20 protein-coding genes and 1 pseudogene are annotated in these 26599 nt (G+C 63.9%); 13 read left to right on the top strand and 8 right to left on the bottom strand.

The annotated features are described in order from the left end of the window. Positions 1-2 precede the first annotated feature (2 nt). Positions 3-761, bottom strand: coding sequence for a GntR family transcriptional regulator (locus PQR32_RS27800; RefSeq protein WP_408234453.1), 759 nt, complete (start codon positions 759-761; stop codon positions 3-5). Positions 762-1018: 257 nt separating this feature from the next. Here PQR32_RS27800 and PQR32_RS27795 point away from each other — a divergent pair, with 257 nt between their 5' ends. The 7 genes from PQR32_RS27795 to PQR32_RS27765 all read left to right on the top strand — a co-directional run bounded on the left by PQR32_RS27795 (position 1019) and on the right by PQR32_RS27765 (position 10178). Continuing rightward, on the top strand, positions 1019-1363 hold the full coding sequence (locus PQR32_RS27795) for a UxaA family hydrolase (protein WP_408234450.1): 345 nt from the start codon (positions 1019-1021) through the stop codon (positions 1361-1363). 59 nt (positions 1364-1422) lie between these two features. Then, a complete protein-coding gene (locus PQR32_RS27790; protein WP_042328033.1) occupies positions 1423-2598 on the top strand; it encodes a UxaA family hydrolase in 1176 nt (391 codons plus the stop codon). 177 nt (positions 2599-2775) lie between these two features. After that, positions 2776-4146, top strand: coding sequence for a C4-dicarboxylate transporter DctA (dctA, locus tag PQR32_RS27785; RefSeq protein WP_408234447.1), 1371 nt, complete (start codon positions 2776-2778; stop codon positions 4144-4146). A 175-nt stretch (positions 4147-4321) separates the two neighbouring features. Further along, positions 4322-5320, top strand: coding sequence for an Ldh family oxidoreductase (locus PQR32_RS27780; RefSeq protein ID WP_408234444.1), 999 nt, complete (start codon positions 4322-4324; stop codon positions 5318-5320). Positions 5321-5499: 179 nt separating this feature from the next. Continuing rightward, on the top strand, positions 5500-8424 hold the full coding sequence (locus tag PQR32_RS27775; protein ID WP_408234441.1) for a molybdopterin-dependent oxidoreductase: 2925 nt from the start codon (positions 5500-5502) through the stop codon (positions 8422-8424). Between the two features lie 27 nt (positions 8425-8451). Next, positions 8452-9207 carry a 4Fe-4S dicluster domain-containing protein gene (locus PQR32_RS27770; protein ID WP_408234438.1) on the top strand — a complete coding sequence of 252 codons (756 nt, stop codon included), beginning with the start codon at positions 8452-8454 and terminating at the stop codon, positions 9205-9207. 20 nt (positions 9208-9227) lie between these two features. Next, positions 9228-10178: a dimethyl sulfoxide reductase anchor subunit family protein gene (locus PQR32_RS27765; protein ID WP_408234435.1), complete on the top strand. Its 951-nt coding sequence runs from the start codon at positions 9228-9230 to the stop codon at positions 10176-10178. Positions 10179-10336: 158 nt separating this feature from the next. On the opposite strand, the gene PQR32_RS27760 is transcribed toward PQR32_RS27765, so the two are convergent. Both PQR32_RS27760 and PQR32_RS27755 read right to left on the bottom strand, forming a co-directional pair. Continuing rightward, positions 10337-12913, bottom strand: coding sequence for an adenosylcobalamin-dependent ribonucleoside-diphosphate reductase (locus PQR32_RS27760; protein WP_408234432.1), 2577 nt, complete (start codon positions 12911-12913; stop codon positions 10337-10339). Between the two features lie 275 nt (positions 12914-13188). Continuing rightward, complete coding sequence (locus tag PQR32_RS27755; RefSeq protein WP_106311561.1) at positions 13189-13470, bottom strand: DUF3331 domain-containing protein; 282 nt, start codon at positions 13468-13470, stop codon at positions 13189-13191. Between the two features lie 374 nt (positions 13471-13844). Between PQR32_RS27755 and PQR32_RS27750 the strand changes: the two genes are divergently transcribed. Beyond that, positions 13845-14927, top strand: coding sequence for an AI-2E family transporter (locus PQR32_RS27750; protein WP_408234429.1), 1083 nt, complete (start codon positions 13845-13847; stop codon positions 14925-14927). A 52-nt stretch (positions 14928-14979) separates the two neighbouring features. Here PQR32_RS27750 and PQR32_RS27745 read toward each other — a convergent pair whose 3' ends face one another. Further along, on the bottom strand, positions 14980-15873 hold the full coding sequence (locus PQR32_RS27745) for an alpha/beta hydrolase (RefSeq protein WP_408234647.1): 894 nt from the start codon (positions 15871-15873) through the stop codon (positions 14980-14982). A gap of 175 nt (positions 15874-16048) precedes the next feature. Continuing rightward, positions 16049-17158, bottom strand: coding sequence for an OpgC domain-containing protein (locus tag PQR32_RS27740; RefSeq protein WP_408234427.1), 1110 nt, complete (start codon positions 17156-17158; stop codon positions 16049-16051). Positions 17159-17681: 523 nt separating this feature from the next. Here PQR32_RS27740 and PQR32_RS27735 point away from each other — a divergent pair. Beyond that, a complete protein-coding gene (locus tag PQR32_RS27735) occupies positions 17682-18842 on the top strand; it encodes a porin (protein ID WP_408234424.1) in 1161 nt (386 codons plus the stop codon). A gap of 7 nt (positions 18843-18849) precedes the next feature. On the opposite strand, the pseudogene PQR32_RS27730 reads toward PQR32_RS27735, so the two are convergent. The 3 genes and pseudogenes from PQR32_RS27730 to PQR32_RS27720 form a co-directional block, all read right to left on the bottom strand. Further along, positions 18850-19056 (bottom strand): annotated as a pseudogene (locus tag PQR32_RS27730) (hypothetical protein); the annotation flags it as partial. 168 nt (positions 19057-19224) lie between these two features. Beyond that, positions 19225-19554 carry a hypothetical protein gene (locus PQR32_RS27725; protein WP_408234644.1) on the bottom strand — a complete coding sequence of 110 codons (330 nt, stop codon included), beginning with the start codon at positions 19552-19554 and terminating at the stop codon, positions 19225-19227. A 219-nt stretch (positions 19555-19773) separates the two neighbouring features. After that, positions 19774-20361, bottom strand: coding sequence for an NUDIX domain-containing protein (locus PQR32_RS27720; protein WP_408234421.1), 588 nt, complete (start codon positions 20359-20361; stop codon positions 19774-19776). Between the two features lie 50 nt (positions 20362-20411). Between PQR32_RS27720 and PQR32_RS27715 the strand changes: the two genes are divergently transcribed. The 4 genes from PQR32_RS27715 (at position 20412) to PQR32_RS27700 (ending at position 26505) form a co-directional block, all read left to right on the top strand. Further along, a complete protein-coding gene (locus tag PQR32_RS27715) occupies positions 20412-21239 on the top strand; it encodes a DeoR/GlpR family DNA-binding transcription regulator (protein WP_408234641.1) in 828 nt (275 codons plus the stop codon). 438 nt (positions 21240-21677) lie between these two features. After that, complete coding sequence (locus PQR32_RS27710; protein ID WP_408234418.1) at positions 21678-24506, top strand: xanthine dehydrogenase family protein molybdopterin-binding subunit; 2829 nt, start codon at positions 21678-21680, stop codon at positions 24504-24506. Then, the gene (locus tag PQR32_RS27705; protein ID WP_408234415.1) at positions 24503-25237 is read left to right on the top strand and encodes a (2Fe-2S)-binding protein; all 735 of its coding nucleotides are present in this window, start codon (positions 24503-24505) and stop codon (positions 25235-25237) included. Before PQR32_RS27710 ends, PQR32_RS27705 begins: the two co-directional genes overlap by 4 nt. Continuing rightward, positions 25234-26505, top strand: a complete 1272-nt coding sequence (locus tag PQR32_RS27700) for a c-type cytochrome (RefSeq protein WP_408234413.1) — start codon at positions 25234-25236, stop codon at positions 26503-26505. Before PQR32_RS27705 ends, PQR32_RS27700 begins: the two co-directional genes overlap by 4 nt. Positions 26506-26599: the final 94 nt, after the last annotated feature.

Raw genomic sequence — 26599 nt, 5'->3', positions numbered from 1 at the left:
AACTACTTCTCTTCGTTGCCGCCCGGCCGGTTGCCGATGTATTCGTACTCTTCGGTATTGAGCCGCGAAACGCGCAGCTCGACCACGCTGCGGTGATACGAGTAGGCGATACGCCGGATCTCCAGCAACGGCGCGCCGACCTCGACGCCGAGTTGGGCGCTTTCCAGTTCGCTCGCGAGACCCACGCTCACGCGTTCATCGGTTTCGACCACGTTGATGCCGAAGCCGTCCTGATAGAAGTTGTACAGCGTGTTCGGCCGGTTGCGCAGTTTCGTTTCGGTGAGACCCGGAAAGTGCGCCTCCGGCACGGTGATATGTTCGATGAGCACCGTCTTGCCATGCAACGCCAGGCCGTTGACGAACTGGAACACGCGCGCGCCGTTTTCCACGCCGAGTGCGGCCGCCACTTCGCGCGAGGCGCGGGCCTTTTTGAAATCGATCAGCGTGACGACGGGATAGGCCTTGTCGCCGTCGCGCCGCACGATCCGGAAGAAACGAAAAAAATGCCGGTCGCGCTGATGCATGGACACAAACGTACCCAGGCCCTGATGACGGATCAGGATGTTCTCGGCACAAAGTTCGTCGATCGCTTTGCGCAGCGTGCCGATGGACACCCCGAAGCGTTCGGCGAGCCGCTTCTCCGAAGGAATGCATTCGCCGCCTTTCCATTCGCCTGCCGAGAGCGCGGCGAGAATCGCGCTTTTCACCTCTTTGTACCGCGTGCCGCCCAGCGCGGGCGGATTGATGGCGAGCGTGCTCATGAAAACCTCTGAAATGCGCGAGTCGCGCGACGCCGCTCGCGAAGGTTAAACCTGCTCGGATTTTAAACGACAAACTCATCTAGTCCATCTAGATGACATGGAATCTGTCGTCGCTACTGGAAAACACTCATGTAACACATATAGATGACCTAGTTGACATCGAGCGATAGGCCGCCTAATATCGATTCACAGCAGCGCATCTGGCTGCGCTTTCCCAGCGGCACGACACCGCATTCACTAGACGAACGGAGACGCTAATGAGCAATCCCACGGCAGACATCAAGGGCACCGCGGCAGCGGGCGCGTCGCCCGAACGCAAGACGATTCACATCGTGTTGCACGAGGCGAAGGACACAGTCGGCGTGGCGGTCGTCGAGGGCATCAAGGCGGCCACGCAACTCAACGCGTGGATCATGGACGACGACGAGATCGTGACCTTCCCGGCCAAACAGGACATTCCGATCGGTCACAAGGTGGCGCTCAAGGACATGGCGGTGGGTGACACGGTGTTCAAGTACGGCGTCGATATCGGCAAGGTGGTCGCGCCGATCAGCGCCGGCGAACACGCCCACGTACACAACATCAAGACGAAGCGCTGGTAAGTCGCGCTGGTCAGACTGCCGGAATCGAATCGCCCCCACACCTGAACGAGAGATACACCATGAGCGTGATTGACCTGGATACGACTTTCCGCGGCTATCGTCGCGACAATGGCCGCGTTGGCGTACGCAACCACGTGATCATCCTGCCGGTCGACGATCTGTCGAACGCGGCGGCGCAAGCCGTCGAGCACAACATCAAAGGCACCATGGCGCTGCCGCATCCGTACGGGCGGCTGCAGTTCGGCGCCGACCTCGATCTGCACTTTCGCACGCTGATCGGCGCGGGCAGCAATCCGAATGTCGCGGCGGTGATCGTGATCGGTATCGAGGAAGGCTGGACCAAGCGCGTGGTGGACGGCATTGCGAAAACCGGCAAGCCGGTGATGGGCTTCGGCATTGAACTGCACGGCGACCACGACACCATCATGCGGGCCTCGAAGGCGGCGAAAGAAATGGTGCAGTACGCCACGTCGCTCGATCGCGAGGAGTGTCCGATCTCGGACCTGTGGGTCTCCACCAAATGCGGCGAGTCGGATACGACCTCGGGTTGCGGCGCCAATCCGACCGTCGGCAATGCTTTCGACAAGCTGTACGGACTCGGCACCACGCTCGTGTTCGGCGAGACGTCGGAGTTGACCGGCGGCGAGCAGATCGTCGCCGCGCGCTGCGCCAACGACGGAGTGCGCGAGCGTTTCCAGTTCATGTTCGACCGCTATCAGGACATGATCAACCGCTGGAAGACGGACGACCTTTCCGAGTCGCAACCGACCAAGGGCAATATCGCGGGCGGCCTCACGACCATCGAGGAAAAGGCGCTCGGCAATATCCAGAAGATCGGCAAGAAGTGCATGGTGGACGGCGTGCTCGACAAAGCCGAGGAACCGACGCACGCGGGCCTGTGGTTCATGGATTCGTCGTCGGCGGCGGCCGAGATGGTGACGTTGTGCGCGGCGTCCGGCTTCGCGGTGCATTTCTTCCCGACGGGGCAGGGCAACGTGATCGGCAATCCGATCGTGCCGGTCATCAAGATCTGCGCGAACCCGCGTACGGTGCGCACCATGGGCGAGCATATCGACGTCGATGTGACCGGCATCCTGCAGCGCGAACAGAACCTCGACCAGAGCGGCGACAAATTGCTCGAATGCATGATGGCCACGATCAACGGCCGCTTTACCGCGGCGGAAGCGCTCGGTCATCGCGAGTTCGTGCTGACCCGGTTGTTCGAAAGCGCCTGATTTTGGCGGCGAGGCAAGCGCGCTTGCTTCGCGCTTGCCTGGTAATATCGCAGTGGACCCCCAAATCCCGGCGCGTGCCGGCACGGAGAACGGCCACGACGCCGCCCGTTGCCGGCAAGCCATGCCGCTACGGCGCCGGTTCGACATCTGGCGGCAGCGAGTGGAGGAGACACCATCTTGCGCGTGCTCAAACATCTCTACGTGCAGGTCCTGATCGGACTTGCAGCCGGAATTCTCGTCGGTTACTTCGCGCCCGCGTTCGGCGTCGAAATGAAGCCGCTCGGCGACACCTTCATCCGTCTCATCAAGATGCTGATCACGCTGGTGATCTTCTGCACCGTGTCAGTCGGCATTGCGCGGATGGAAAGCCTGAAGCAGGTCGGCCGCGTCGGCTTCAAAACATTGCTCTACTTCGAGGTGGTGACGACCATCGCGCTCGTGATCGGTCTGATCGTGGCAAACGTGCTGCATCCCGGCGCGGGCCTGAACATCGATCCCGCCACGCTAGACGCCCACGCCATGACGCACTACGTAGCGGACGCGCATTCGGCGTCGTCGAGCTTCTTCGATATGATCGTGCCGAATTCGGTGGTGGGTGCCTTCGCGCGCGGCGATCTGCTGCAGGTGCTGCTGTTCTCCGTGCTGTTCGGCATCGCGCTGTCGATCATGTCGCAGCGCAGCCGGTTGCTCATGCGCGGCATCGAACAGTTCGGCGACACGCTCATGCGCATCGTCGAGATGATCATGCGACTCGCGCCGCTCGGCGCATTCGGTGCGATCGCGTTCACGGTCGGCAGATACGGTATCGGCACCTTGCAGCAACTCGGTCTGCTGATTCTGTGCTTCTACATCACCAGCATCCTGTTCATCGTCGTCGTGCTCGGCGCGGCGGCGCGCTGGGCGGGCGTCGGACTCTGGCCGCTCTTGCGCTACTTCCGCGAGGAACTGCTGATCGTGCTGGGCACGTCCACCACGGAATCCGTGCTGCCGCGCCTGATGGAGAAGCTCGAACGCATGGGCTGCCCGCGGGCGATCGTCGGGCTCGTGCTGCCCACGGGCTATTCGTTCAACCTCGACGGCGCCGCGATTTATCTGACGATGACTTCGCTCTTCATCGCGCAGGCCACCAACACGCATCTTTCGCTGATGCAGCAATTGGGCTTGCTGGCGATTCTGATGCTGACGTCGAAGGGTGGCGCGGGTGTGGCGGGCGCGGCGCTGGTCGCGTTGACGGCGACGCTGTCAACGCACAACATCATTCCCGTGGCGGGCATCACGCTGATTCTCGGCGTCGACCGCGTGCTCAATGAAATCCGCGCGCTGACCAATATGATCGGCAATGTGGTGGCGACGCTGGTGGTCGCGCGCTGGGAAGGCGCTTTCGATGCGCGCGCGGCGCGGGAATTCCTCGCGGCCCCGCGCGAAGTCCGGGATCACGTGCAGCCGCAGTCGCAGTCGAAACCGCAGGCTCAGCCGCCGTCGGCTCAACCTGGTCTCGAGGAAAGACGCCCGGCTGCCGGCACGACGCTGCTGGAAAAGGGCGGCTAAGTAGCACAATCACGACAGCGACCCGGCAGACGATCGTCATGGGCGAGTTCGTCGGCAATACCGCAATCGACGTATTGCGGCATTGCTTCGCGTGCCCGCGCGTGGTGGCGTTGCCGGCTGAACGATCCGCCGCAGCGCCAGACCAACACCAACACAACAACTTGAGGAATACCCGATGGCCCGACTGTCTCCCGACGCGCTCACCACGCTTGCCGTCGACTCGCTGCGCCGCGCCGGCGCGCTGCCGGCCACTGCCGAGTCCACGGCTCGCGCGCTGGTCTATGCCGACCTGCGCGGTTTGTCGTCGCATGGTGTATCGCGTCTGCCGATGTATTGCGCGCAGTTGCGCAACGGTCGCGTCGACCCCACCGCGCAAGCGACGATCGTCGCGGATCGCGGCGCGGCGGTGCTGATCGACGGTGCGGACGGTTTGGCCTATCCCGCGTGCGATCTTGCGGTCTCCACGCTCGCCGAGCGCACGAAGCAATTCGGCAGCGCGGTCGCGGGCGTGAAGCGCAGTCACCATTTCGGCGTGGGCGCAGCCCATCTGGCCGCGCTCGGCGCGGCGGGCATGGTCGCGCTGGCGTTCAGCAATTCGCCGGCGGCGATGCCCGCGTGGGGCGGCCGCCGCGCGCTGTTCGGGACCAACCCGATCGCCGCCGTGTTCCCGCGTCGCAATGGCGAGCCGCTCGTGATCGACCTCGCGCTGTCGCAGATCGCGCGCGGCAAGATCGCGCTGGCCGCGCGCGACGGCAAGCCGATTCCCGAGGGCTGGGCGACCACCCGCGACGGCCAGCCGACCACCGACGCCCGCGCGGCCCTCGACGGCATGATGCTGCCGTTCGGCGGCGCGAAAGGCGCGATGCTGGCGCTGATCGTCGAGCTGCTGGCGGCGGCCCTGACGGGCGCGAACTTCGGCTACGAAGCCGGCTCGTTCCTGACCGAAGAGGGGGAGCGCTCGCGCATCGGCCATCTGTTCTGGGCGATCGATCCGGGCGCGCTCGCCGGCGACGAAACCTATCTGTCACGCGTGGAAGCGCTGATCGACATGATGCTCGCGGACCACGACGTGCGCTTGCCCGGCGATCGAAGAGAGCGTCTCGCGGACACGGCGCAGAAAGACGGCGTGGAGATTCCGGACGCGCTGATCGCACAACTCGAAGGTCGCAGTTAGCCGACGTTGAGGCAAGCGCCACAGCCGGCGCGCCACTGAAAGCCAAACGGAAACTATCGGCGCGGCGGATAGTTTCTCTCGAAAATGGCGATTTCCCTTGTGGGCCGACGGCGCTTAGGATGGGCGGTAACGCATCACCCACCGCTTCGACATAGCCGGAGCAGCGACGGAGATCCCGCATGGAACACCACGCCCGCACGCAGGATGAACGGCTCGACATCAAAACGACCACCTGCTACATGTGCGCCTGTCGTTGCGGCATTCGTGTGCATCTGCGCGAAGGCGAGGTGCGCTACATCGACGGCAATCCGGAGCACCCGCTCAACCAGGGCGTGATCTGCGCGAAGGGCGCCTCGGGCATCATGAAGCAGTACTCGCCCGCGCGCCTCACGCAACCGTTGATGCGCAAGCCGGGCGCGGAGCGGGGCAGCGCGCAGTTCGAGCCGGTGTCGTGGGAACACGCGTTCGACGTGCTCGAAAAGCGCCTCGGCCACATTCGCGCCACCGACCCGAAAAAATTTGCGCTCTTCACCGGCCGCGACCAGATGCAGGCGCTGACCGGGCTCTTCGCCAAACAGTTCGGTACGCCTAATTACGCGGCGCACGGCGGGTTCTGCTCGGCCAACATGGCGGCGGGCATGATCTATACGATCGGCGGCTCGTTCTGGGAATTCGGCGGCCCGGACCTCGACAGCGCCAAACTGTTCTTCATGATCGGCACCGCGGAAGATCATCATTCGAATCCGCTCAAGATCGCCATTTCGAAGTTCAAGCGCGCGGGCGGCCGGTTCATTGCGATCAATCCGATCCGCACGGGCTACGCTGCGATTGCCGACGAGTGGGTGCCGATCAAGCCCGGCACCGACGGCGCGCTGTTCATGGCATTTCTGCACGAACTGATTGCCGCCGACGCGTGGGATCACGAGTTCGTGCGCCGCTATACCAACGCGGCGGAACTCGTCGATCTCGACGGAGCCAGCGAAAACTTCGGCCTGTTCGTGCGCGATCCCGAGCGGCCGGTCGGCAACCCGCTGTTTCCGCAGAATCACCTCTGGTGGGATGCGGACGCGGCGCGCGCCGTGCCGCATCACACGCCTGGCGTCGATCCCGCGCTCGACGGCCGCTATACGCTCGACGACGGCACGCCGGTCACGCCGTCGTTCGCCTTGCTGCGCGAACGCGTGGCCGATTGCACGCCCGAGTGGGCCGCCGGCATCACCGGCATTGCGGCCGACACGATTCGCCGCCTCGCCGGTGAAATGATCCAGACGAGCCGCGCGCACCGTATCACCCTGCCGATCCGCTGGACCGACGCATGGGGCGAGACGCATGAAACGGTCACCGGCAACCCGGTCGCCTTTCACGCGATGCGCGGCCTCGCGGCGCACTCCAACGGCTTCCAGTCGATCCGCGCGCTGGCCGTGCTGATGTCGCTGCTCGGCACGATCGACACGCCCGGCGGCTTTCGTCACAAGTCGCCGTTTCCGCGCGCCGTGCCGCCGTCGGCGAAACCGCCTAACAGCCCCGACGCCGTCAAGCCGAACACGCCGCTCGCCACCGGTCCGCTCGGCTGGCCCGCCGCGCCCGAGGACCTGTTCATCGACGATCAGGGCGGCCCGGTGCGCATCGACAAGGCCTTCTCATGGGAATATCCGCTCGCCGTGCATGGCGTGATGCACAGCGTGATTACCAACGCGTGGCGCGGCGATCCGTATCCGATCGACACGCTGATGATTTTCATGGCCAACATGGCGTGGAATTCGTCGATGAATACGATGAAAGTGCGCGAGATGCTGGCCGACAAGCACGCCAACGGCGAGTACAAGATTCCGTTTCTGGTGGTGTGCGACGCGTTCCAGTCGGAGATGACGGCGTTCGCCGATCTGATCCTGCCCGACACGACGTATCTGGAACGGCACGACGCGATGTCGATGCTCGACCGGCCGATTTCCGAATTCGACGGCCCGGTGGATTCGGTGCGCGTGCCGGTCGTGCCGCCTACCGGCGAATGCAAGCCGTTCCAGGAAGTGCTGATCGAGCTCGCGTCGCGTTTGAAGTTTCCCGCCTTCACGACCGCCGAGGGCGCGCGGCGTTATCGCGACTATCCCGACTTCGTCGTCAATTTCACGACTTCGCCGGATTCCGGCGTGGGCTTTCTGATCGGCTGGCGTGGCAAGGACGGCGACAAGGCGCTGGTCGGCGAGCCGAATCCGAAGCAGTGGGAGCAGTACGCGAAGAACAATTGCGTGTTCCATTACCGGCTGCCCGAGACGCTGCAATACATGCGCAACTGCAATGGGCCGTATCTCGAGTGGGCGGTCAAGCAGGGTTTCCGCAAGTTCGGCGAGCCGATTCTGATCCAGCTTTATTCCGACGTGATGCAGAAGTTCAGGCTCGCCGCGCAGGGCCGCACGAGCGGCAGGCAGCCGCCGGATCACTTGCGCGCGCGCGTCGAAAAGTACTTCGATCCGCTGCCGTTCTGGTATGCGCCGCTCGAAAGCGCGGCCACGGACCTCGACCAGTTCCCGCTCGCCGCGGTGACCCAGCGGCCGATGGCGATGTACCACTCGTGGGACTCGCAGAACGCGTGGCTGCGGCAGATCCACGGCGAGAACTATCTGTACATGAATCCGTTGATGGCCGCCGAAAACGGTATCGCGGACGGCGCCTGGATCTACGCGGAATCGCAATGGGGCCGCGTGCGTTGCATGGCGCGCTTCAGCGAGACCGTCGAGCCGGGCACGGTCTGGACGTGGAACGCGATCGGCAAGGCATCGGGCGCATGGAACCTCGGGCCGGGCGCGAATGAATCGCAACGCGGTTTCCTGCTCAACCACCTCATCACCGACGAGTTGCCCGGCCGCGACGACGACGTGGCGCGACGCCTGTCGAACTCCGATCCGGTGACGGGCCAGGCCGCGTGGTACGACGTGCGCGTGCGCATCTATCCGGCTGAAGCGGACGCGCGGCACACGCTGCCGCAATTTGCGGCGATGTCCGCGGTGCCGGGTGAGAACGGCGTGATCTCGCGGATCGTGCAGACGTATTTCGCGGGACGTGGGGAGTTCGCTGCGCGGCTGCGCGGCGCGACGGGGCGCAAATAGCATCGAGACAGCCGCAAGGAGCCTTTGATGACACAGATGGCATTGGTGATCGACCTGAACGTGTGCGTGGGGTGCCATGCTTGCGTGACGAGCTGCAAGGAGTGGAACACGTCGGGCGAATCGGGCAGTCTCGCCGACCTGAATCCGTACGACGCTAATCCGTCCGGCACCTTCTTCAACCGGGTGCAGAGCTTCGAAGCCGGGAGTTTTCCCAACGCCGAGACGATCCATTTTCCGAAGTCGTGTTTGCACTGCGAGGACCCGCCGTGCGTGCCGGTCTGTCCGACCGGTGCGAGCTATAAGCGCAAGGAAGACGGGCTCGTGCTGGTGGACTTCGACCGCTGTATCGGCTGCAAGTATTGCGCGTGGGCGTGTCCGTACGGCGCGCGCGAGCTTGACGAAAGCCGCAAGGAGATGACCAAGTGCACGCTGTGCGTCGATCGGATCCACGATGAAAATCTGTCCGAGCGCGATCGACAGCCGGCCTGTGTGCTCGCGTGCCCGACTTCGGCGCGGCTGTTCGGCGATATTCATGATCCGGAGTCGGTGGTGTCGAAGGCCATCGAGGAGCGCGGCGGCTATCAGTTGATGCCCGAGTGGAATACGCGGCCCGCGAATCACTATTTGCCGCGCGTGCCGACCGAGGCCGCGGGTTGCGGCAGTGGTTCCTGCTCGTGCAAATCGTCCGGCTCGCTGCAGGAGCCAAGCGAGTCGCCGGAATCGCTCGATGCGCAATTCGAGCGCGGTGAATTGCACCTTGCGTCGATGGCGACGCGCATCTAATGAACCGATAGGACCTCACGATGAATCCCGCATTCTCCGTGGTTTTTCTGACCACCTTGAGCGGCGCGGCACAGGGTCTGCTGATCGCGCTCGTCGGCGTGGAAACTGCCGCGCATCTGGGCCTGCTCGCGTCGCCCGCCGGTGCGTTCTATATCACCGGCGCGGGCGTGTCGGTGGTGTTGGGCGGGCTCGGACTGATCGCGTCGTTCTTTCATCTCGGCCATCCCGAACGCGCATGGCGCGCGATCGCCATGTGGCGGACCTCGTGGTTGTCGCGCGAGTGTCTGTGCCTGCCGGCGTTTCTCGCCTGCGCGTTTTTCTACGGCGTCGCGCATTGGTTCGGCTCGCCGTGGTCGCTCGCGATCGGCTGGCTCGGCGTGCTGGCGAGCGCCGTGCTGTTCGTCTGCACGGCGATGATCTACGCGTGTCTGCGTTTTCTGCAGGAGTGGGCCACGCCGCTCACGCTGGTCAACTTCGCGCTGCTCGGTTGCGCGTCAGGCTTCACGCTGGCGACGGCCTTGAGCGCGTGGTTCGCGCCTGAGTGGACCGTTGGACTCGCTGTCTGCGCATGCGTGCTGACGCTCGCCGGCTGCGCGAGCCGCTCGGCATCGCTCATGCGCAATGCGCGCTTGCGGCCGAAGTCGACCGTGCAGAGCGCTACCGGCATTCACAACCCGAAGCTGGTGCAGGTGTCGCGCGGCTTTACCGCCGGTGCGTTCAATCTGCGCGAGTTCTTTCACGGCAAATCGGCGGGGACGCTGCGCGGTGTCAAGTGGGGTTTTCTAGCGACGGCGTTTGTTGCACCGGTTTTGTTGATGGCGCTGGGGACGGGCCTGCATTCGATCGGCGTTTCACTCGACTTGCTGGCTGCGGCGTGTCTCGTGCAATACGCGGGGTTGGTGGCGGAAAGGTGGTTTTTCTTTGCTGAGGCGAAGCATCCGCAGAATCTTTATTACGCGAGGGTTGGTTAGGACGCTGGATCGCGGGCCGCATGCGATCAACTCAATCGGCAGCGAGCGGGACGCGAGTCGGTTGATGACCGCGCGTGCGGCGCGCTCGGCGATCTCCGGTGGCGCAAAAAAAACGGCCGCCAGGAATAGCGGCCGCGACGTTTTTCAGGCAGAACAATCTACCCGCACGCCCCTACCTCACCGCACGCCGTGCAAAAGTCACACCCGTCCTTGCGAATCACCGCATTCGCCCCGCACGACCCGCACTTACGCCCGAGCATCGTATGGAGCCCTTGCGCTCCGCCGGGCTGCGTCAACGCGAGAGCGTCGGCGTCGGTTTCAACAGGATGCGGCCGGATGCCGAAATCCGCCGGCAATGCCGTCTCGGCCCGCATCTGTCCGCGCGGCAAACGTGCCAACATGCGCGAAGGCACCTGATTGCCTTCGGCATCGAGAAAGCCGCGCCGATGCAGAATCTGCTGGATCGCAAAGGCGAGGGCGGCCACTTCCGAATCGTGCCAGCGCGGCGTGCGATGCCCGTCGAGACGCTGCACCTCGCCGAGCCGGACCTGGCCGCGATCCCACGAAACCTTGCGCATGTCCTGCAAGTTGCGCGCGACAAAACCGCCGCGCGCCGCCAGCGACAGCGAACGCATCGTTGCCGTGATCCATTGCTGCGATTCGTCGCGCTGACCGGTCGGAATGAAGAACTCGATAGGCCGCTCGATGGTGACGTCTTCACCGCCCAGCCGTCCCGTGACCTCGATGAACGACACCGCCACGTAGAGCGATTTTTTACCCGCCTGCGTCAGATATTCGACCTTCTCGATGATCGCGGGCAGTTCGCCTTTGGGCCGGTGATCGATCGCGATACGCAGCGGATCGAGATCGCTCTCGGCCAGCGTGTCGTCGGCTTGCGGCGGACTCACGCTGAGCACCGCGCCGAGCGTTTCGTTGGGCCGATAGGTGGCGAGACCCTTGAGGCCGTTTTTCCACGCATCGAAATAGAGGCTTTCGAACGCTTCGAACGGATAGTCGGCGGGCACGTTCACCGTCTTCGAGATCGACGTGTCCACGTACGGTTGCACGGCCGCCATCATGTCGAGGTGATCGCGCGCCGACATTTCCAGCGCGCTGACGAAATAGTCCGGTAGTTTGCTCGTGTCGCCGCCTAGCTCGCGATAAAGCCGATACGCGTAGTCTTCGACATCGAAGGATTCGCGGCCGCCGTCGGCCATCACCTTCATGCGCGTGTAGGTCCACGAGAAGGCCGGCTCGATCCCGTTCGACGCGTTGTCCGCGAAGGCAAGGCTCACCGTGCCGGTCGGCGCGATGGAGAGCAGATGGCTGTTGCGAATGCCGTCGCTGCGGATCGCCTGTTTGATGTCCTCGGGCAGACGCGAGGCGAACGTGCCGGCTTCCAGATAACGCGCGGCGTCGAAAAGCGGAAACGCGCCGCGCTCGCGCGCCAGTTCCACGGATGCGCGATACGCTTCGTCGCGCATCAGTTGCGCAATGCGCACGGCGAAGTCGCGGCCTTCCTGCGAGTTGTAGCGCAAGCCGAGCATGACAAGCGTATCGGCGAGGCCGGTAAAGCCCACGCCGATGCGCCGCTTGGCGCGCGACTCGTCGTATTGCTGCTGCAGCGGCCACAGCGTGACGTCGAGCACGTTGTCGAGAAAGCGCACCTGCGTGCGCGTGCGTTTGGCGAGGCCGTCCCAGTCGAACGAAGGCTTGCGGCCTTTCATCTGCGCGAACGGGTCGATCACGAAGCGCGTGAGATTCAGCGGGCCGAGATTGCAGCAGCCATACGCGGGCAGCGGTTGTTCGCCGCACGGATTGGTGGCGCGGATGGTTTCGACCGCGCGCAGATTGTTGTCTTCGTTCATGCGCGAGATGAACACGATGCCGGGTTCCGCGACGTCGTAAGTAGAGCGCATGATGCGATCCCAGATCGCTCGCGCGGGACGTTCGCTGTAGACCCATAGCCCGTCTTCGCGCTGCCGGACGTCGTCGGCCGCGCGCTGCGCCGGTGAGGGCTCGGCGCGATGCACGAGTTGCCAGGGCTGATCTTCCTCGACCGCGCGCATGAATTCATCGGTCACGCCGACCGAGACGTTGAAGTTGTTCCAGCGGCCCTTCGAATGCTTGGCCTCGATGAACTCCAGCAAATCGGGGTGATTGCAGTCGAGCACGGCCATCTGCGCGCCGCGCCGCGAACCGGCACTCTCGACGGTGCGGCACGACGCGTCGAACACGTCCATATAACTGCACGGACCCGACGCCGACGAACTGGTGGTGTGAACGCGCGCGCCCTTGGGACGGATCGCGGAGAAGTTGTAGCCCACCCCGCCGCCGCGGCGCATGGTTTCGGCTGCCTGCAGCAAGGCGACGTAAATGCCGGGCAGGCCTTGTTCGTCGACGCCTTGAATTGCGTCGCCCACGGGTTGCACGAAGCAATTGATCAGCGTGGCCGCAATGCCGGTGCCCGCCGCGCTCATGATACGGCCGGCGCCGAGCGCGCCGTGCCGCAGGTTATCGACGAAGAGCGCTTCAACCGACTCGCGCAGCGCTTGCGGTTCGGCCTCGGCGACGCCGCGCGCGACGCGCTTGAACACGTCGTCGGCCGATTGCTCGTCGCCTTTCGCGTACTTCTCGAGCAGGACGTCGAGGGAGAATTGTTGCGGTGCGACGAGTGGAGCGGGAGGCGCGGGGGGCGCTATTGGCGCGCGGGTTTCCGGCGTGTCTTCGGCCATGGTATGCCCTCAATCGGCGCCGCAAGGGGCGCGGCGCGGTGGGTGGAAGTGCGGGTCACTATAGCGCCGTGCGTGGAGCCGGCAGGGTGACTTGACGCAACGACGTCCACCTTAACGCACGTGGCGAAGGGCCGCAATCAGAGGGTGTTTTGCCCACGGCGCGGAGCGGGTCGCGCGATGCGCGTGCCGCTATGTGGGTTGATCCGCCGGGCAGATCGGGCGCGTCAGGCACGTTGGGCAGACCGCACGCGCGACGCCGGCTGGGAGACTGGAGCTCAGGCCTCGACGCACTCCAGCAGTTCAGCGCAAATCATGGCGGAAGCGTTCAAAGGCGCCGGCCGCTCGGCCGGTTTGAACACCGCGTCGCCGCGGCGAATCTTGCGGCGCGATACCGCACAGGTTCCCGACGTATGTGCCGACCTGCGCCGCCACCGCTGCTCGCCGTAATGACATTTACCCGGTTCGACCCACCGAATCACCAGCGTCGTGTCCGAGCGCTCGAGAATCTCGATGCGTACGCCATTGGTACCGTCAAGGGGGATGGACTCTAAGGTCATCGTCGTCGGCTCCGTATTGTGTGGTGTGCCGAATGTAGTCCCGCGCGCGCCGGATAGCCATTGTCCCGCGGTTGAAACACTGTTCTTCAAATAGCAACAATGAAACTTGACATTCGCGCTATCCCGAAAAGACGGGCCTTCGCGGGCCATTGTTAAGTTGAATTTACGATAGGGCGGATTTTTGCAACGCAGTGTTGTACGCAGTGAGACAAGCGTGCCACCCGCAAAGGGCGCCGGTGCTTCCTTTAAGATGTGGTTATTGATGAGCGACCGTGCTATGCCAGTGTAGCGGTTTTGCATTTTTCAGGTCGTCTCGCACACACACCGAAGGAAGTCCCTGGAGGGGGCGCCTTCACAAAATCATAAGAGCTCACATGAATTCACGCCCGCCTGTCGCACCTCCTGAACCGCCTGACGCGTCGGACCGCCTGAAGAAGCAGAAAGCGGCCTCGCTCGTGTTGTACATCGGACTGGTGCTGCTGGCGTTGTGGGTCGCGCGCGATTTCATCGCGGTGGTGGCATGGGCCGCCGTGATTGCGATCGCCCTCTGGCCGCTGTTGCGCAGGGTCGAAGGCAACCGCTGGTTCACCGGACGCACGACGCTGATCGCGGCAGTGTTGACGCTGGCGATCGCTTTGCTGGTCGTGCTGCCGGTGGGCATCGGCATCGCCCAGGCGCTACGCGAAGCGCATGACATGAACGAGTGGTTCAAGGACGCGCAGGAGAACGGCATTCCGTTGCCGGATTTCATCCAGCATCTGCCGTTCGGCGTGCAGCAGGCTTCCACGTGGTGGCAGGCCAACCTCGCTCCGCCGCTGCGCGAATCGGCCGCCATGAAGGGACTGCACAGCACCACGGTGATGACGCTCGGCCGCCACTTCGGCGCGCGCGCGGTGCATGCCGTGGCGGTGTTCGGCTTCATGTTGATCACGCTGTTCGTGATCTTTCAGGCGGGGCCGCGCTTGTCGGGCTCGCTGCTCAAAGGCATGCGGCGCGGCTTCGGCGACGACGGCGCGCAGCTTCTGCTCCGTATGGCCACGGCGGTGCGTGGCACGGTGTCGGGACTGGTCGTGGTCGGGCTCGGCGAGGGGGCGTTGCTGGGCGTCGCCTATTTCGTAACGGGCTTGCCGCATGTCGCGCTGCTCGCGCTCGTCACCGCGATCGCCGCGATGCTGCCGTTCTGCGCGCCGATTACTTTCGGTCTCGCGGCCTTGTGGCTGGTCGCGCAAGGCTCGGTGGCGGGGGGCATCGGGCTTGCCGTGTTCGGCTCGGTCGTAGTGTTCATCGCCGAGCACTTCGTGCGGCCGGTGCTGATCGGCAACTCGACGCGTTTGCCGTTCCTGCTCGTGCTGTTCGGCATTCTCGGCGGAGCGGAAACGTTCGGCCTGCTCGGCATCTTCATCGGTCCCGCGCTGATGACCGTGCTGATGGTGTTGTGGACCGATCTCGTGCAATAGTTGCATGGTTTTTTTTAGGCCCATCCCATTTCGACCAGTACTGCTGCACCGTTCAGGGCCGCTGATACGAAGGATGTTCCAGCGGCGGCTGCTGCGGTTGCGATTGCGGCTTCACGCAACCGAGCGTGTATTTGAGGGCAGCGGGCAGCAGCGCGCTCCAGACGTCCCACGTGTGGCCGCCGTCGATAATGCGCAGCGCCGCCGGATTGCCCGCCAGCCGCAGGTGCGTATAGAGCGATGATGCATCGGCCTGGATCGCGAGGTCGTCGTCGCCGGCGGCGATGAACATCGGCAGACGGTACGGCCGGCTCATGTAGCGATCCCACTGCGCCGGATAGTTGAGCTCGTGCCAGACCCGCGCGTCGAACTCGCGCTCGCCGAACACGCCGACGCGGCGCGCAGCCGACGCACGCGGCGGCTCGTTCGGATAGATCGCGGGGCTCAGCAGCAGCGCGCCGCAAAAGCGCTCCGGTTGCGTCATCGCATAGCGCAGCGCGCCGAAGCCGCCCATCGAGACGCCGCCGATCATCCGTCCGCTGCGTTGCGTCGAGACCGCGTAGCGCGTTTCGATCTCGGGCAGCAGATCGTCGAAGAACGCGGTCTCCATCTTCTCCTTGCGATCGACGTACCAGTCCGTGCCGCCTTGCGGCATCACGATCACGACGGGCGGCATGTCCTTGTGCTCGATCAGCGCGTCGGCCGCGCTCTGCAGGTGGCCTTGCGTGATCCAGTCGTTGGCGTCGCCGTTGTTGCCGTGCAGGAGATACAGCACGGGCAGGCGGCCGGCGTCATGGCGATAGCCGGTCGGCAGATAGATCGTGTAGGCCCAGTCGCGGCCGAGGGCGTCGGAATGGAAGCTGCGGCCGATCACGGTGCTGGGGAGCACCGGCGCGCTGCTCGAGGCTGCGCAGAGCGCAACGAAGGCGGAACGTAGGATTAGACGCATGTCAGAGTAGGAGGCGGCCACGCGGGTCGCGTGCGGCCGTCATGCTATCAGGATCGGCGGTGGATTTTGAGCACTGGCGAGTTCAGCGGACGCGTAGCGTGGCAAGTGGCCGAGCGGCCCGGAAATGGACCACGGCCGCCAGACGGTAGCGCACGCCTCTGCGTTCGCACGCCGCTCAGGGCGATGTCCGCAGCCGCCCGGCATACAGCCGGCCGGCCAGACGCTTGAGCGGCTCCGCGCCCAACGCCACCGCGAACAGCGCACCGATCGCGATCGCATCCGCGAGCAGTCCGAGCGGATAGTTCAGGTAGCCGTCCGTCGCCGCGTACAGCACGGAATCGACCACGAGCGAGATCACCGCGCCGGCGATAAAGCACAGCAAGCCCTTGCGGCCGATTACGCCGACCCACGGCACCCATTGGGCGAGCTTCTTTGCCCAGCCGAGCTGAATCAGATTCGCGACGAGCCACGCGATGGCGAGGAAATTGACCGCGCGCAGGTACGAGAGGTTTTGCTTGAGGCTGGCATCGAGCGGCTCGTGCTCGATAAAGAGCTTGTAGTAAGCGGCGGCCGCGACTACGGCAAACGCCAGCAGGCTGACGAGCCAGCTCAGACGGTGCGCGCTCACGCGCTGATAGACCGGCTGGCAACGGGCCAGCACGCCGAGCACGAACAGCAATTGCCACGCGAACGGATTGAAATCCCAATGCATGTCCGGCGCGGCGGGCAGGTAGGCGTTGATTGCCGGCGCGCCGGCCCATAGCGCGACGCTGCCGGCCAGCAGCAGCCACGGCTTGCTGCGCGCGAGCGGCAGGATCATCGGCACCAGCAGGGCGAAGAACGCGTACATGGGCAGCACCGAGGCCAGATACGGCTGGCGGCGGAACAGCAGGATGTCGCCGAGAGCCGCGAGCGGGGTGTCCATCAGATCGTCGAGATCGGTGGTGGCGAGATTCGGCCCGTCGATGCTGAACGCGGTGAGAACGGCGCTGACCAGCAGCATCAGCGCGGCGGTGACGAGGAACGCACGATAGATTTCCAGCGAACGCCGCAGGAAGCGGCTGCGCGCGATCGTCTCGTTGCGCCGTTCGGCCAGCGCGGCGTAGGCCGTGGCGGTCGCGAAGCCGCCGAGGAACACGAAGACCTCGGCGGCATCGCACAGCGCGTAGGCGTGCAGCGTGACGCGCGACAGAATGCTGCCGCCGATGTGGTCGACGACGATGATCAGAAGGACCAGCCCCCGAAAAAAATCGAGTTCGATCAGGCGGGATTGCGACTTTTGCATTGTGTTCGCCAAAAGCAAACCCCGTGCGACGGCGCGCTGGTTCAGCGCGGCAGGCGTCTCACAAGGCTTTTAGAAATTGGATTGGGATGCTGCGGCGGATACGCGACCCGCGTCGCCGCTTTCCAACCGGCCGAACGTGGCACGGTTGCAGGAGGCAGTAAAAGTGACCCACATGGCGGCGCGGAGTTCCGCTGCGCCGCCGCAAGAAGCTCGCGATTATATTTCCTTTCGTGACAAATCGGCTTGAGACAGGGCAAGTCAGCGCGCGTGATGCGCCGCCGGTATCAAGTCCGCGTGGCGTTGCGCCGTTTACCTGAATGAGCGCCGCGACAAAAGGGTCCACCGCACCAAGTGGAGATTTCGCAACGTTTTGAGAGATCGACACGACACCCAATGGACGGACGGCTAACGGCGTGTGAGGATTTCCGTAAAGCGCGTCAAGGTCGGTGCAGCACCTTGTGAGGCGCAAAGAACAAAGCGGCCGGATCGAGTTGTCCCATTGCTCGAGTGCAGGGAGATCGTCATGAACAAGCAAGTGTTCGCGCTAGCTGTCTCTGCCGCTGTGTCCGCCGCTTTTGCCGCGCCCGCCCTGGCGCAGACGAGCGTCACGCTGTATGGCGTGCTCGACGAAGGCATCAACTACACCAACAATGTCGGCCGCGGCCATGTCTATGAGCTGGCGAGCGGCTATGCGCAAGGCAGCCGCTGGGGGCTGAAGGGCGCCGAGGAACTGGGCGGCGGCCTGAAGGCGATCTTCCAGTTGGAAAACGGTTTCGACGTGAGTTCCGGGCGGCTCAATCAGGGCGGCCGCATGTTCGGCCGCCAGGCTTTTGTCGGCTTAAGTGCGACCCAGTTCGGCACGTTGACGTTCGGCCGCCAGTACGATTCGGTGGTCGACTATCTGGCGCAGACCACGGCGAACGGTAACTGGGCCGGCTCGCTCTTCTCGCACCCGTACGACAACGACAATACGGACAACTCGTTCAGGCTCGACAACTCGGTCAAGTACACGAGTCCGTCGCTGTCCGGCTTCCAGTTCGGCGGCGTCTACAGCTTCAGTAACGACACCAATTTCGCCAACAATCGCGCGTACAGTTTCGGCGGCCAGTATGCCTACGGCGGCCTGCTGGTGGCCGCGGCCTATCTGCAGGCCAACAACCCCGGCAATGGCGCGAACGGCGCGATCACGGCGAACGACGCCAGCTTCATCGCCGCCCGCATGCGCGTGTTCGGCGGCGGCATCACCTATACGTTCGGTCCGGCGACGGCCGGCTTCGTCTATACCAACTCGAACTATCTGGACCCGACCGGCAACGGCTATCTTGGCGTGACGCCGCTCGTGCCGCCGGGCGTATTGCTGAACTCGCTGAAGTATCAGAACTTCGAGGTGAACGGCAAGTATCAGATCTCGCCGATGCTGTTCGTCGGCGCGCAATACGTGTACACGATGGAGACCTACGACGCCTCGACCGGCGGCGTGAAGCCGAAGATCCACTCGTTCGGCCTGATGGCGGATTACAACCTGTCCAAACGCACCGACGTCTACATCCAGGGCGAGTATCAGCAGGTGACCGGCGACTCGACCTATTCGATTCTGGACGATGCCTTTAACGTTGGTACGCAGTCTCCTTCATCGACCTCGAAGCAGGTCGTGGTGCGCGCGGCGATCCGGCATAAGTTCTGATTTCACTTTACTTAGCCGTACGGCGTGGCGGTTTGTTTTTCGGCGTTGCCGTGGCGGACGCTCTCGTGCCGAGCAACTCCGCCACCCAATCGATAAAAATCCGCGCCCGCGGCGCCAGATGCCGCCCGTGTGGAAAGACCACCGACACCGGCAGCGGCGGCGCTTTCCAGTCCGTCAGCACTTCGACGAGCTCGCCGCGCTCGAACAGCGGCGATCTGGACAGCGAACGCGGCGGGCATTGATCAGCTGACCGGCTATTCGATCAACCCGCAGCGGGAAAGGGAAGAGGTAAACGAATCGCGCGCCCTGGATAACGGATTATCACAAGGCGCGCGTATTGAAGATGGTTAATATCGAGCGGCGAATTAAACCGGATTAACCCTCAATTCATCACGTAATTCTGAAACAGAATGCCGACGATCACGCCGAACGGAATGCCGGCCGTCCGGCCACGCAGGGTGGCGTTGATGTCCTCATCGAGGACGAAGCTGCAGCGGCGCTCGCGCCACACGGTTTTATAGGCCAACGGTTTTGCGTCGACGATCACGATGGAAATCAGCGCGGTCACGATAACCTGTTCCAGCGCATGCAGTTTGGCCATGAATGGCGAAAATTCGCCGGCATTGCACAGGAGCACCATGATGACGGCGGCAATCAGGGTGCCGAAGAAAAAACCGTTCATGAATCGGTTTGCGGAACTGAGAGAATCCATTTGAACCTCGGCTTTACCCGCCGCCTTATAAAAGCGGCGAATTAAAAATATTCTGACGGAAAGGGTTTCCATTCGATAAACCGGCGCCGCCTTGACTGCGGCGCCGGTCGACCTCAATGGGTACGTAAGAATATTTTTATTGCCTTGTCCAACCTATCGTCCTTTTCCTAATGCCGGATAGGATGAGTCCGAAAAGCGCGGAAACTCGCCACGTTTGAACTACGTGCCGAACAGATTCAGCCGGGCGTACTGCAACAGCATGATGGTCTTTCCGTCGACGATTTCGCCGCGCTCGATCATCGCCAGCGCTTCTTCCACGGGCAGTTCCAGCACCTCGATATCCTCACCTTCGTCGGCGAGGCCGCCGCCTGCGCCGACTTTCGCCACCGCATCGTATTCAGCGACGAAAAAGTGCAGTTTCTCCGTGACCGAACCCGGGCTCATGAAGGCCTCGAATACCTTGCGGACGTCGTGCACGCGGTAGCCGGTTTCTTCTTCGACTTCCGCGCGAATCCGCTCTTCCGGCGACGCGGTCTCCAGCAGTCCGGCCGGCGTCTCGATCAGCATGCCGTGATGACCGTTGACGAACGCCGGCAGGCGGAATTGCCGTGTCAGCACAACCGTACGCTGGTGCGGTTCGTAGAGCAGCAGCGTCGCGCCGTTGCCGCGGTCGTAGGTTTCGCGGCTCTGGCGTTGCCAGCTGCCGTCGGCGCGCTGGAAATCGAAGGTGGTTTTTTTCAGCACGTACCAGTCGTCCGACAGCACCTCGACGTCGACAATCCTGACCCGCCCGGCGATTTCGTTCATGGCTCGCATCCTGTCCTGTAGGGAAACGCGGTTCGCCCCGCATGCGAATCATGGTATCGTGCGATATCGTGCAAAAACAAGTAATTTCGTGCAAATCGCCGGAACCCGGTAAGGACGCCGCCGTGCTCACATCGCAAAGAAAGCAGTTGATACTCGAGGCGCTCAAGCGCAACGGGCAAGTGGTCGCCAAAACCTTGAGCGCCGAATTCGAGGTCTCCGAGGACACGATTCGCCGCGATCTGCGCGAACTCGCCGCCGAAGGCCAGCTTCAGCGCGTGCATGGCGGTGCACTGCCGGCGTCGCCGGCGGCGGTGGATTTCGCCGGGCGCGAGCGTATCGAGTCGGCGTCGAAGGCGGCGATCGGCCGGGCGGCGGCGGGCATGATCGCGCACGGCCAGATTGCGTTCGTCGACGGCGGCACGACCGCGGTGCAACTGGCGCGTCATCTGCCGCGTGACTTGCGGGCGACGATCGTCACACATAGCCCGAGCATCGCCGTCGAACTCGCCGAGCACGCCGAGCTCGAGGTCGTCATGATCGGCGGCCGCCTGTTCAGGCATTCGATGGTCAACGTCGGCGCCGCGGCGATCGAAGCGCTCAGCCACATTCGCGCGGACCTGTATTTCATGGGCGTGACCGGCGTGCATCCGCAAGCGGGCCTGAGCACCGGCGATAGGGAAGAGGCGTACGTGAAACGCGCGTTCGCGGAACACGCGGCGGAGACGGTGGTGCTGGCGTCGGCGGAAAAACTCAATGCGGCCTCGCCGTACAAGATCGCGGATGTGACGGCGGCGAGCACGATCGTCGTCGAAACGAATACGGACGAGGCGTTGACCAAGCCGTTCGAGGCGTTGGGCATCACGATCGTGCACGCATAGTTCGGCATGCTGATCAAAAAGTAAAAAAATCGTCAAAACCCGCTGTAAACCCGCGAATATAGCGGTCTATACCAGATTCGTTATTTACGAGATAGGGCACAAAATTTGACGCACCCCACGCCGAATCAGCGCGATAATCCCGCCCCTTGCCCTCTGTGGGGCGAGGAAAGGCAACTCACGGTAGTTCAAGGTCAATCAGATCGACTGCGGCACGACCGAAGTGGTGGTCGTCGCAGGTCGCCGGTACGCCCGGGCGTTAGATAGCGTCCGCGGTTCGAACACCTCCCTCGTGGTGACAGCCGTTCAGCGCAGGTTCGTCGCGTGCCCGCACGCACGCGGCCACGCGCGTGTGACGGTCCGTGCCCGCGTCTTTCTGCCGACGCTCGACGGAAGTCCCCTGCAGCCGGGTTGCCGCCGTATTCACTAAAGGAGAAGTCCATGGGGAAACTCGACCTTTCGCGTCGTAGTTTTCTGAAGGCCAGCGTGTTGGCGGGTGTGTCGGTGTATATCGCGCCGATGGGCAGCCGCGCATTCGCTGCGTTGTTCGAAGAAAAAATCCTGACGCCGGTGCAGTGGGATGCGGCCAACGGTCAGGCCAGATTCCGCATCGACGGCATTGCCAAGGTAACCGGCTCGAAAGTGTTCGCGCGCGACATGCGCGCCGCCGACATGCCGCACTGGCCGCAGCAGCAATCGCACGCCTTCATTCTGCGCACGACGCAAGCCGACCGCAGCTACGAAGGGTTCGACCTGACGCTGCTCGGCGACGAACTGAAGCCGGACCGCGTGATCACCGCTGCCGATCTGGCGCGCGACGGCCTGATCTTCCCAGCCTTCTATGGCGACGACATGCTGCTGCCGCCGGGCAAGACGCCCGCGTATCTCGGCCAGGCGGTGGCAATCCTGATCTATCACGACTTCGCGCGCTTCCGCTTCGCGAAAGACAAGCTGAAGTTCCAGGATCAGATCATCCGTTACGGCGCGCAAACCGGCGCGCCCGAACGCGATCCGTGGGGCACGTTCCGCTTCGTGCGCGTTGGCGGCAAGACGCCGTACGACGACGACACCTTCTCCAGTCTGAAAGACGCACCCGTTTTCCCGAGCATGATGCGCAAGCACCAGCCGGTGTGGCCGGACGGCGTCGAACACGGCAAGCTCGACGAGCAGGGCATGTACCACGCCGCGCGGATCCAGCAGGAATTGGATCAGCCGTCGGCGGACTGGTTGGTGATGCAGCGCGAGTACAACACGCAGTCGATCGACACGGCCGCGCTCGAGCCCGACAACGCGAACTGCTGGTACGACGCGGCGACGCAATCGCTGCATATGGTGGTGCCGACCCAGGCGCCGTCCGAGGTCGCAGACAGCGCCACCGAGATGGTTGCGAAGTGCACGTTCCCGGTCAAGCACCTGTTCATCCACCCGTGCTACACGGTGGGCTACGGTTCCAAGGATCACTTCAATGTGCCGTTCTACGGCCTCGTCTGCGCGATGTATGCCGACGGACGTCCCGTGCGTCTCGCCAACGATCGCTATGAGCAATTCCAGACCTCGTTGAAGCGGCATGCGTTCAAGATGAACTACCGCATCGCCGTCGACCGGAAGACCGGATTGCTGCAATCGTTCAAGGCGGAGATGGAAGCGAACGGTGGCGGGCGCTGCAACTTCTCGCCGTCGGTGGCGATGGTCGGCGCGACGGCCGCGCAGTCGATCTACTACTTCCCGAAGAACGATCTGTCGGCGGTGGCGATTGCATCGCGAGCAATCGACGCCGGTTCCGCACGCGGCTACGGCACGCTGCAGAGCATGGCCGCGACCGAGATGATGGTCGACGAAATCGCCGCGCAGCTCGAACTCGATCCGATCGAGTTCCGCCTGAAAAACGCGCTGCGCTCCGGCATGAAGAACACGCAAGGCGCGGTGCCGGCCGGCGCGATTCGCGTCGACGACGTGTTGAACAAGGCCCGTGTGCATCCGCTGTGGACGAACCGCGCGAAGCGCAAGGGCGAGTTCGAAGCGGCGCATCCGGGCAAGCGCTACGGCGTCGGCTTCGCGTGCGTGCAGAAGGACTTCGGCACCGGCGCGGAGACTTCGTTCGCGAAGGTCGAATTCAGCGCCGACGGCAAGATCAGCCTGCACCATACGGCCGCCGAAATCGGCACCGGCATGTCGACCTCGCAGGCCGTCGCGGTGGCGAAATGGCTCGGCAAGCCGGCCACCGACGTGCATGTCGCCATCACCGACTGGCCCGATCTGCCGGTCGTCACCAGCGGCGATCCGTACATGATGTCCCAAGCGGATCAGGACAGGCTCGCGGCGAATCCGCGCTGGTCGCCGGGCTACGCATCGCCGTCGAGCGCGACGAATTCCGCTTACTACTTCACGCACAGCACGCGTGAAGCGGCGCGCGTGGTGTTCGCGCATGGCTTGTGGCCCGCGGCGATGTCGGTCTGGAGCCAGGGCATCGGCGGCGGTCAGGCCGCGCCGCTGGTGGTGCGTATCGAAGACGCGCGCTGGGTCGACGGCAAGCTCTCCGCGGCAGGCCTCGAAGCGCTGCCGTTCGAACAGCTCGCAAAGAAGGCGCACGAACTCGGACTCGTGACCGGCGCGACCGTGCACGTGTTCAACCGCTGGCAATGGACCGAAGCGGACTTCGAGATCGACGGCGGCGTGGAGCGTTGGCCGCTTGACGGGCTCGCCGTGCGCTATGGCGACAACGCGTCGGCCGACAAGCAGAAGATGCAGACCACGCCGAATCGTTACCGCGTGCTGGATCGTCAGCGCGTGTTCATTCCGCCGGTTCAGCGCAACAACGCGGCCGTGACGTATTACAGCGCGGTCGGCACGCTGGTGGAACTGTCGGTGCATGAAGCGAGCGGCAAGGTCGATCTGCTCGCGCATCACTCGATCATGGAGTGCGGCAATCAGATCTCGCCGCAACTCGTGTCGGGCCAGTTGCAAGGCGGTCTGGCGATGGGCATCGGCCACGCGCTGCATGAATATCTGCCGCTCTATGAAGACGGCCCCGGCAACGGCACGTGGAACTTCAATCGATACCACTTGCCGCGCGCCACGGACGTCGCGGTCTGGACCCAGACCGGCGAAGTGCTGCCGCCGCTGACCGAGACCGATCCGCCGAAGGGCATCGCCGAAGTGGTGATGATTCCCGTGGTCGGCGCCATTGTGAATGGCATCGCGCACGCGATCGGACATCGCTTTACTGACCTGCCGGTCACCCCGCAACGTATTCAGGAGGTGCTCGCATGACGGCCGCCAATCAAATCAACGCTAACCGCGCTAGTGGTGCGGTGAGCGCTGCCGCTGCAAGTGGCGCTTCCGCAGCTTCTGCAAGCGGCTCTCCTGCCGGTTCCGCGAGCGCCGCTGCCGCGGCTTCGGCCGCCGTCGCCGCGAGCGCGCCTGCTGCCGCCGCGGTCGAGCGTCCGCTGACGCATTTCCGTTCGATGCCGCTGTCGATCAAGGTGAACGGCGAGATCGTCGGCCCGACGGATGTGCCTGCCGGGCTGATGATGATCGACTACCTGCACGAGTACCTGCACCTGACCGGCTCGCGCCTCGGCTGCGGCCAGGGCATCTGCCACGCGTGCGTGGTGATCGTCGATAAACCGGACGGCACCAGCGAAGAAGTGCGCACCTGCATCACCGGCGCGAATTTTTTTCACGGCAAGTCCATTCGCACGATCGAAGGCCACGCGAAGCGCAACGAAGCGGGCGAGGTCGTCGAACTGTCGGCGATCCAGCAGAAGTTTCTCGAGCACTTCAGTTTTCAGTGCGGCTACTGCACGCCGGGCTTCGTCAATGCGGCGACCGTGTTGATCGAACGCCTGAAGCGTGAGCCGGTTGCCAAAGACAAGGTCGAGGCCACGATTACGGAAGCGTTGAACGATCACATCTGCCGCTGTACGGGCTACGTGCGCTATTACGAAGCCGTGAAGGAAGTCGTGCTGACGACGCCGGGCCTCGTAAAGGATGCCGCATGATGAGCCGCCCGATGATCTTGCGCCGCGCGCTGCTACTGCTCGGCACGGCGCTCGCGCTGAGCGCTTGCAGCAAGCACGACGACTCCGGCGCGCTGGCCGCCGCCGCCGCATTGGGACCGCAATCCACCGCCGCCGATCCGCTCGCGCGCGGCCGCTACCTCGTCAAGGCCGCCGATTGTGCCGCCTGCCACACCTCCGCCGACGGCGCGCCATTCGCCGGTGGCGTGAAGCTCGCTTCGCCGTTCGGCACCTTCTACGGCACCAACATCACGCCGGATAAGGACCACGGAATCGGCAACTGGAGCGCGGACGATCTGTACAAGGCGCTGCAGGACGGCGTCACGCCCGACAAGCAACTTTATCCGGCGATGCCGTACACGTCGTACCGTCAGTTGTCGCGCGCGGACAGCGATGCGATCTACGCGTACCTGATGGCGCAGAAACCGGCCGCGGTGGCGAATCACGAGCCCGAGCTGTCGTTCCCGTTCAACATGCGTTTCGGTGTGCGTTTCTGGAACTGGGCGTTCCTGAAGGACTCGTTGCCGGATGCATCGGCCGGGACCTCCTCCGGTACGTCAGCGGAGTGGAATCGCGGCCGCTATCTGGCGAGCGCGCTCGGCCATTGCGCCGAGTGTCACACGCCGCGCGGCACGTTCGGCCAACTCGACGGCGCGAAGCCGCTGACCGGCGCGGCACTCGGCCGGATCGCGGCGCCGGATATCACGCCGCACGGTCTCGCGGCGCGCGGCTGGACCGCGGCCGACCTGCAGACGTTCTTCGCCACCGGCATCGCGCCGCAGGGCTCGGCGTTCGGCGAGATGTACCCCGTGGTGCATCTGAGCAGCCAGTACATGACGCACGACGACTTGCGCGCCATGTCGACCTATCTGCTCGGCGATCAGGCGCCCGCGCCGCAACCGCTGCAGTCGGTTTCCGCGGATGCCGCTCAGCTCGAAGCAGGGCGCAACGTGTATCTCGCCGTGTGTGCGGGCTGTCATGGTCTGACCGGCGAAGGCAAGCCGCATGTCGCCGTGCCGATGCATGGCAATTCGACGCTGCGTCAAGGCGATGCCCACAATCTGATCGTGGCGATGCTCGACGGCATCGGCGCGCAGGATTTTCCGGGCCTCGAACGGATGCAGGATATGCCGGGCTTCTCCACGCAACTCAGCGACGCGGAACTTGCGCAGCTTGCCAATTATCTGCGCGCGACGTGGGGCGGCCAGCCTGCTGATGTGACGGCGGATGCGGTGAAAGCGCTGCGCTAAACTCGAGCCGCACTTCTGGTGCTTGCTATCAGGCGCCGGGCAGCGTTCAAAGAAACCGGTGCTCTTTCGTTAAGGGCGCCGGTTTCTTTTTACG

The sequence above is a fragment of the Paraburkholderia dipogonis genome (assembly GCF_046027395.1).
Lineage (GTDB): Bacteria > Pseudomonadota > Gammaproteobacteria > Burkholderiales > Burkholderiaceae > Paraburkholderia > Paraburkholderia dipogonis_A.
This window is presented reverse-complemented; position numbering and strand designations above follow the sequence as displayed.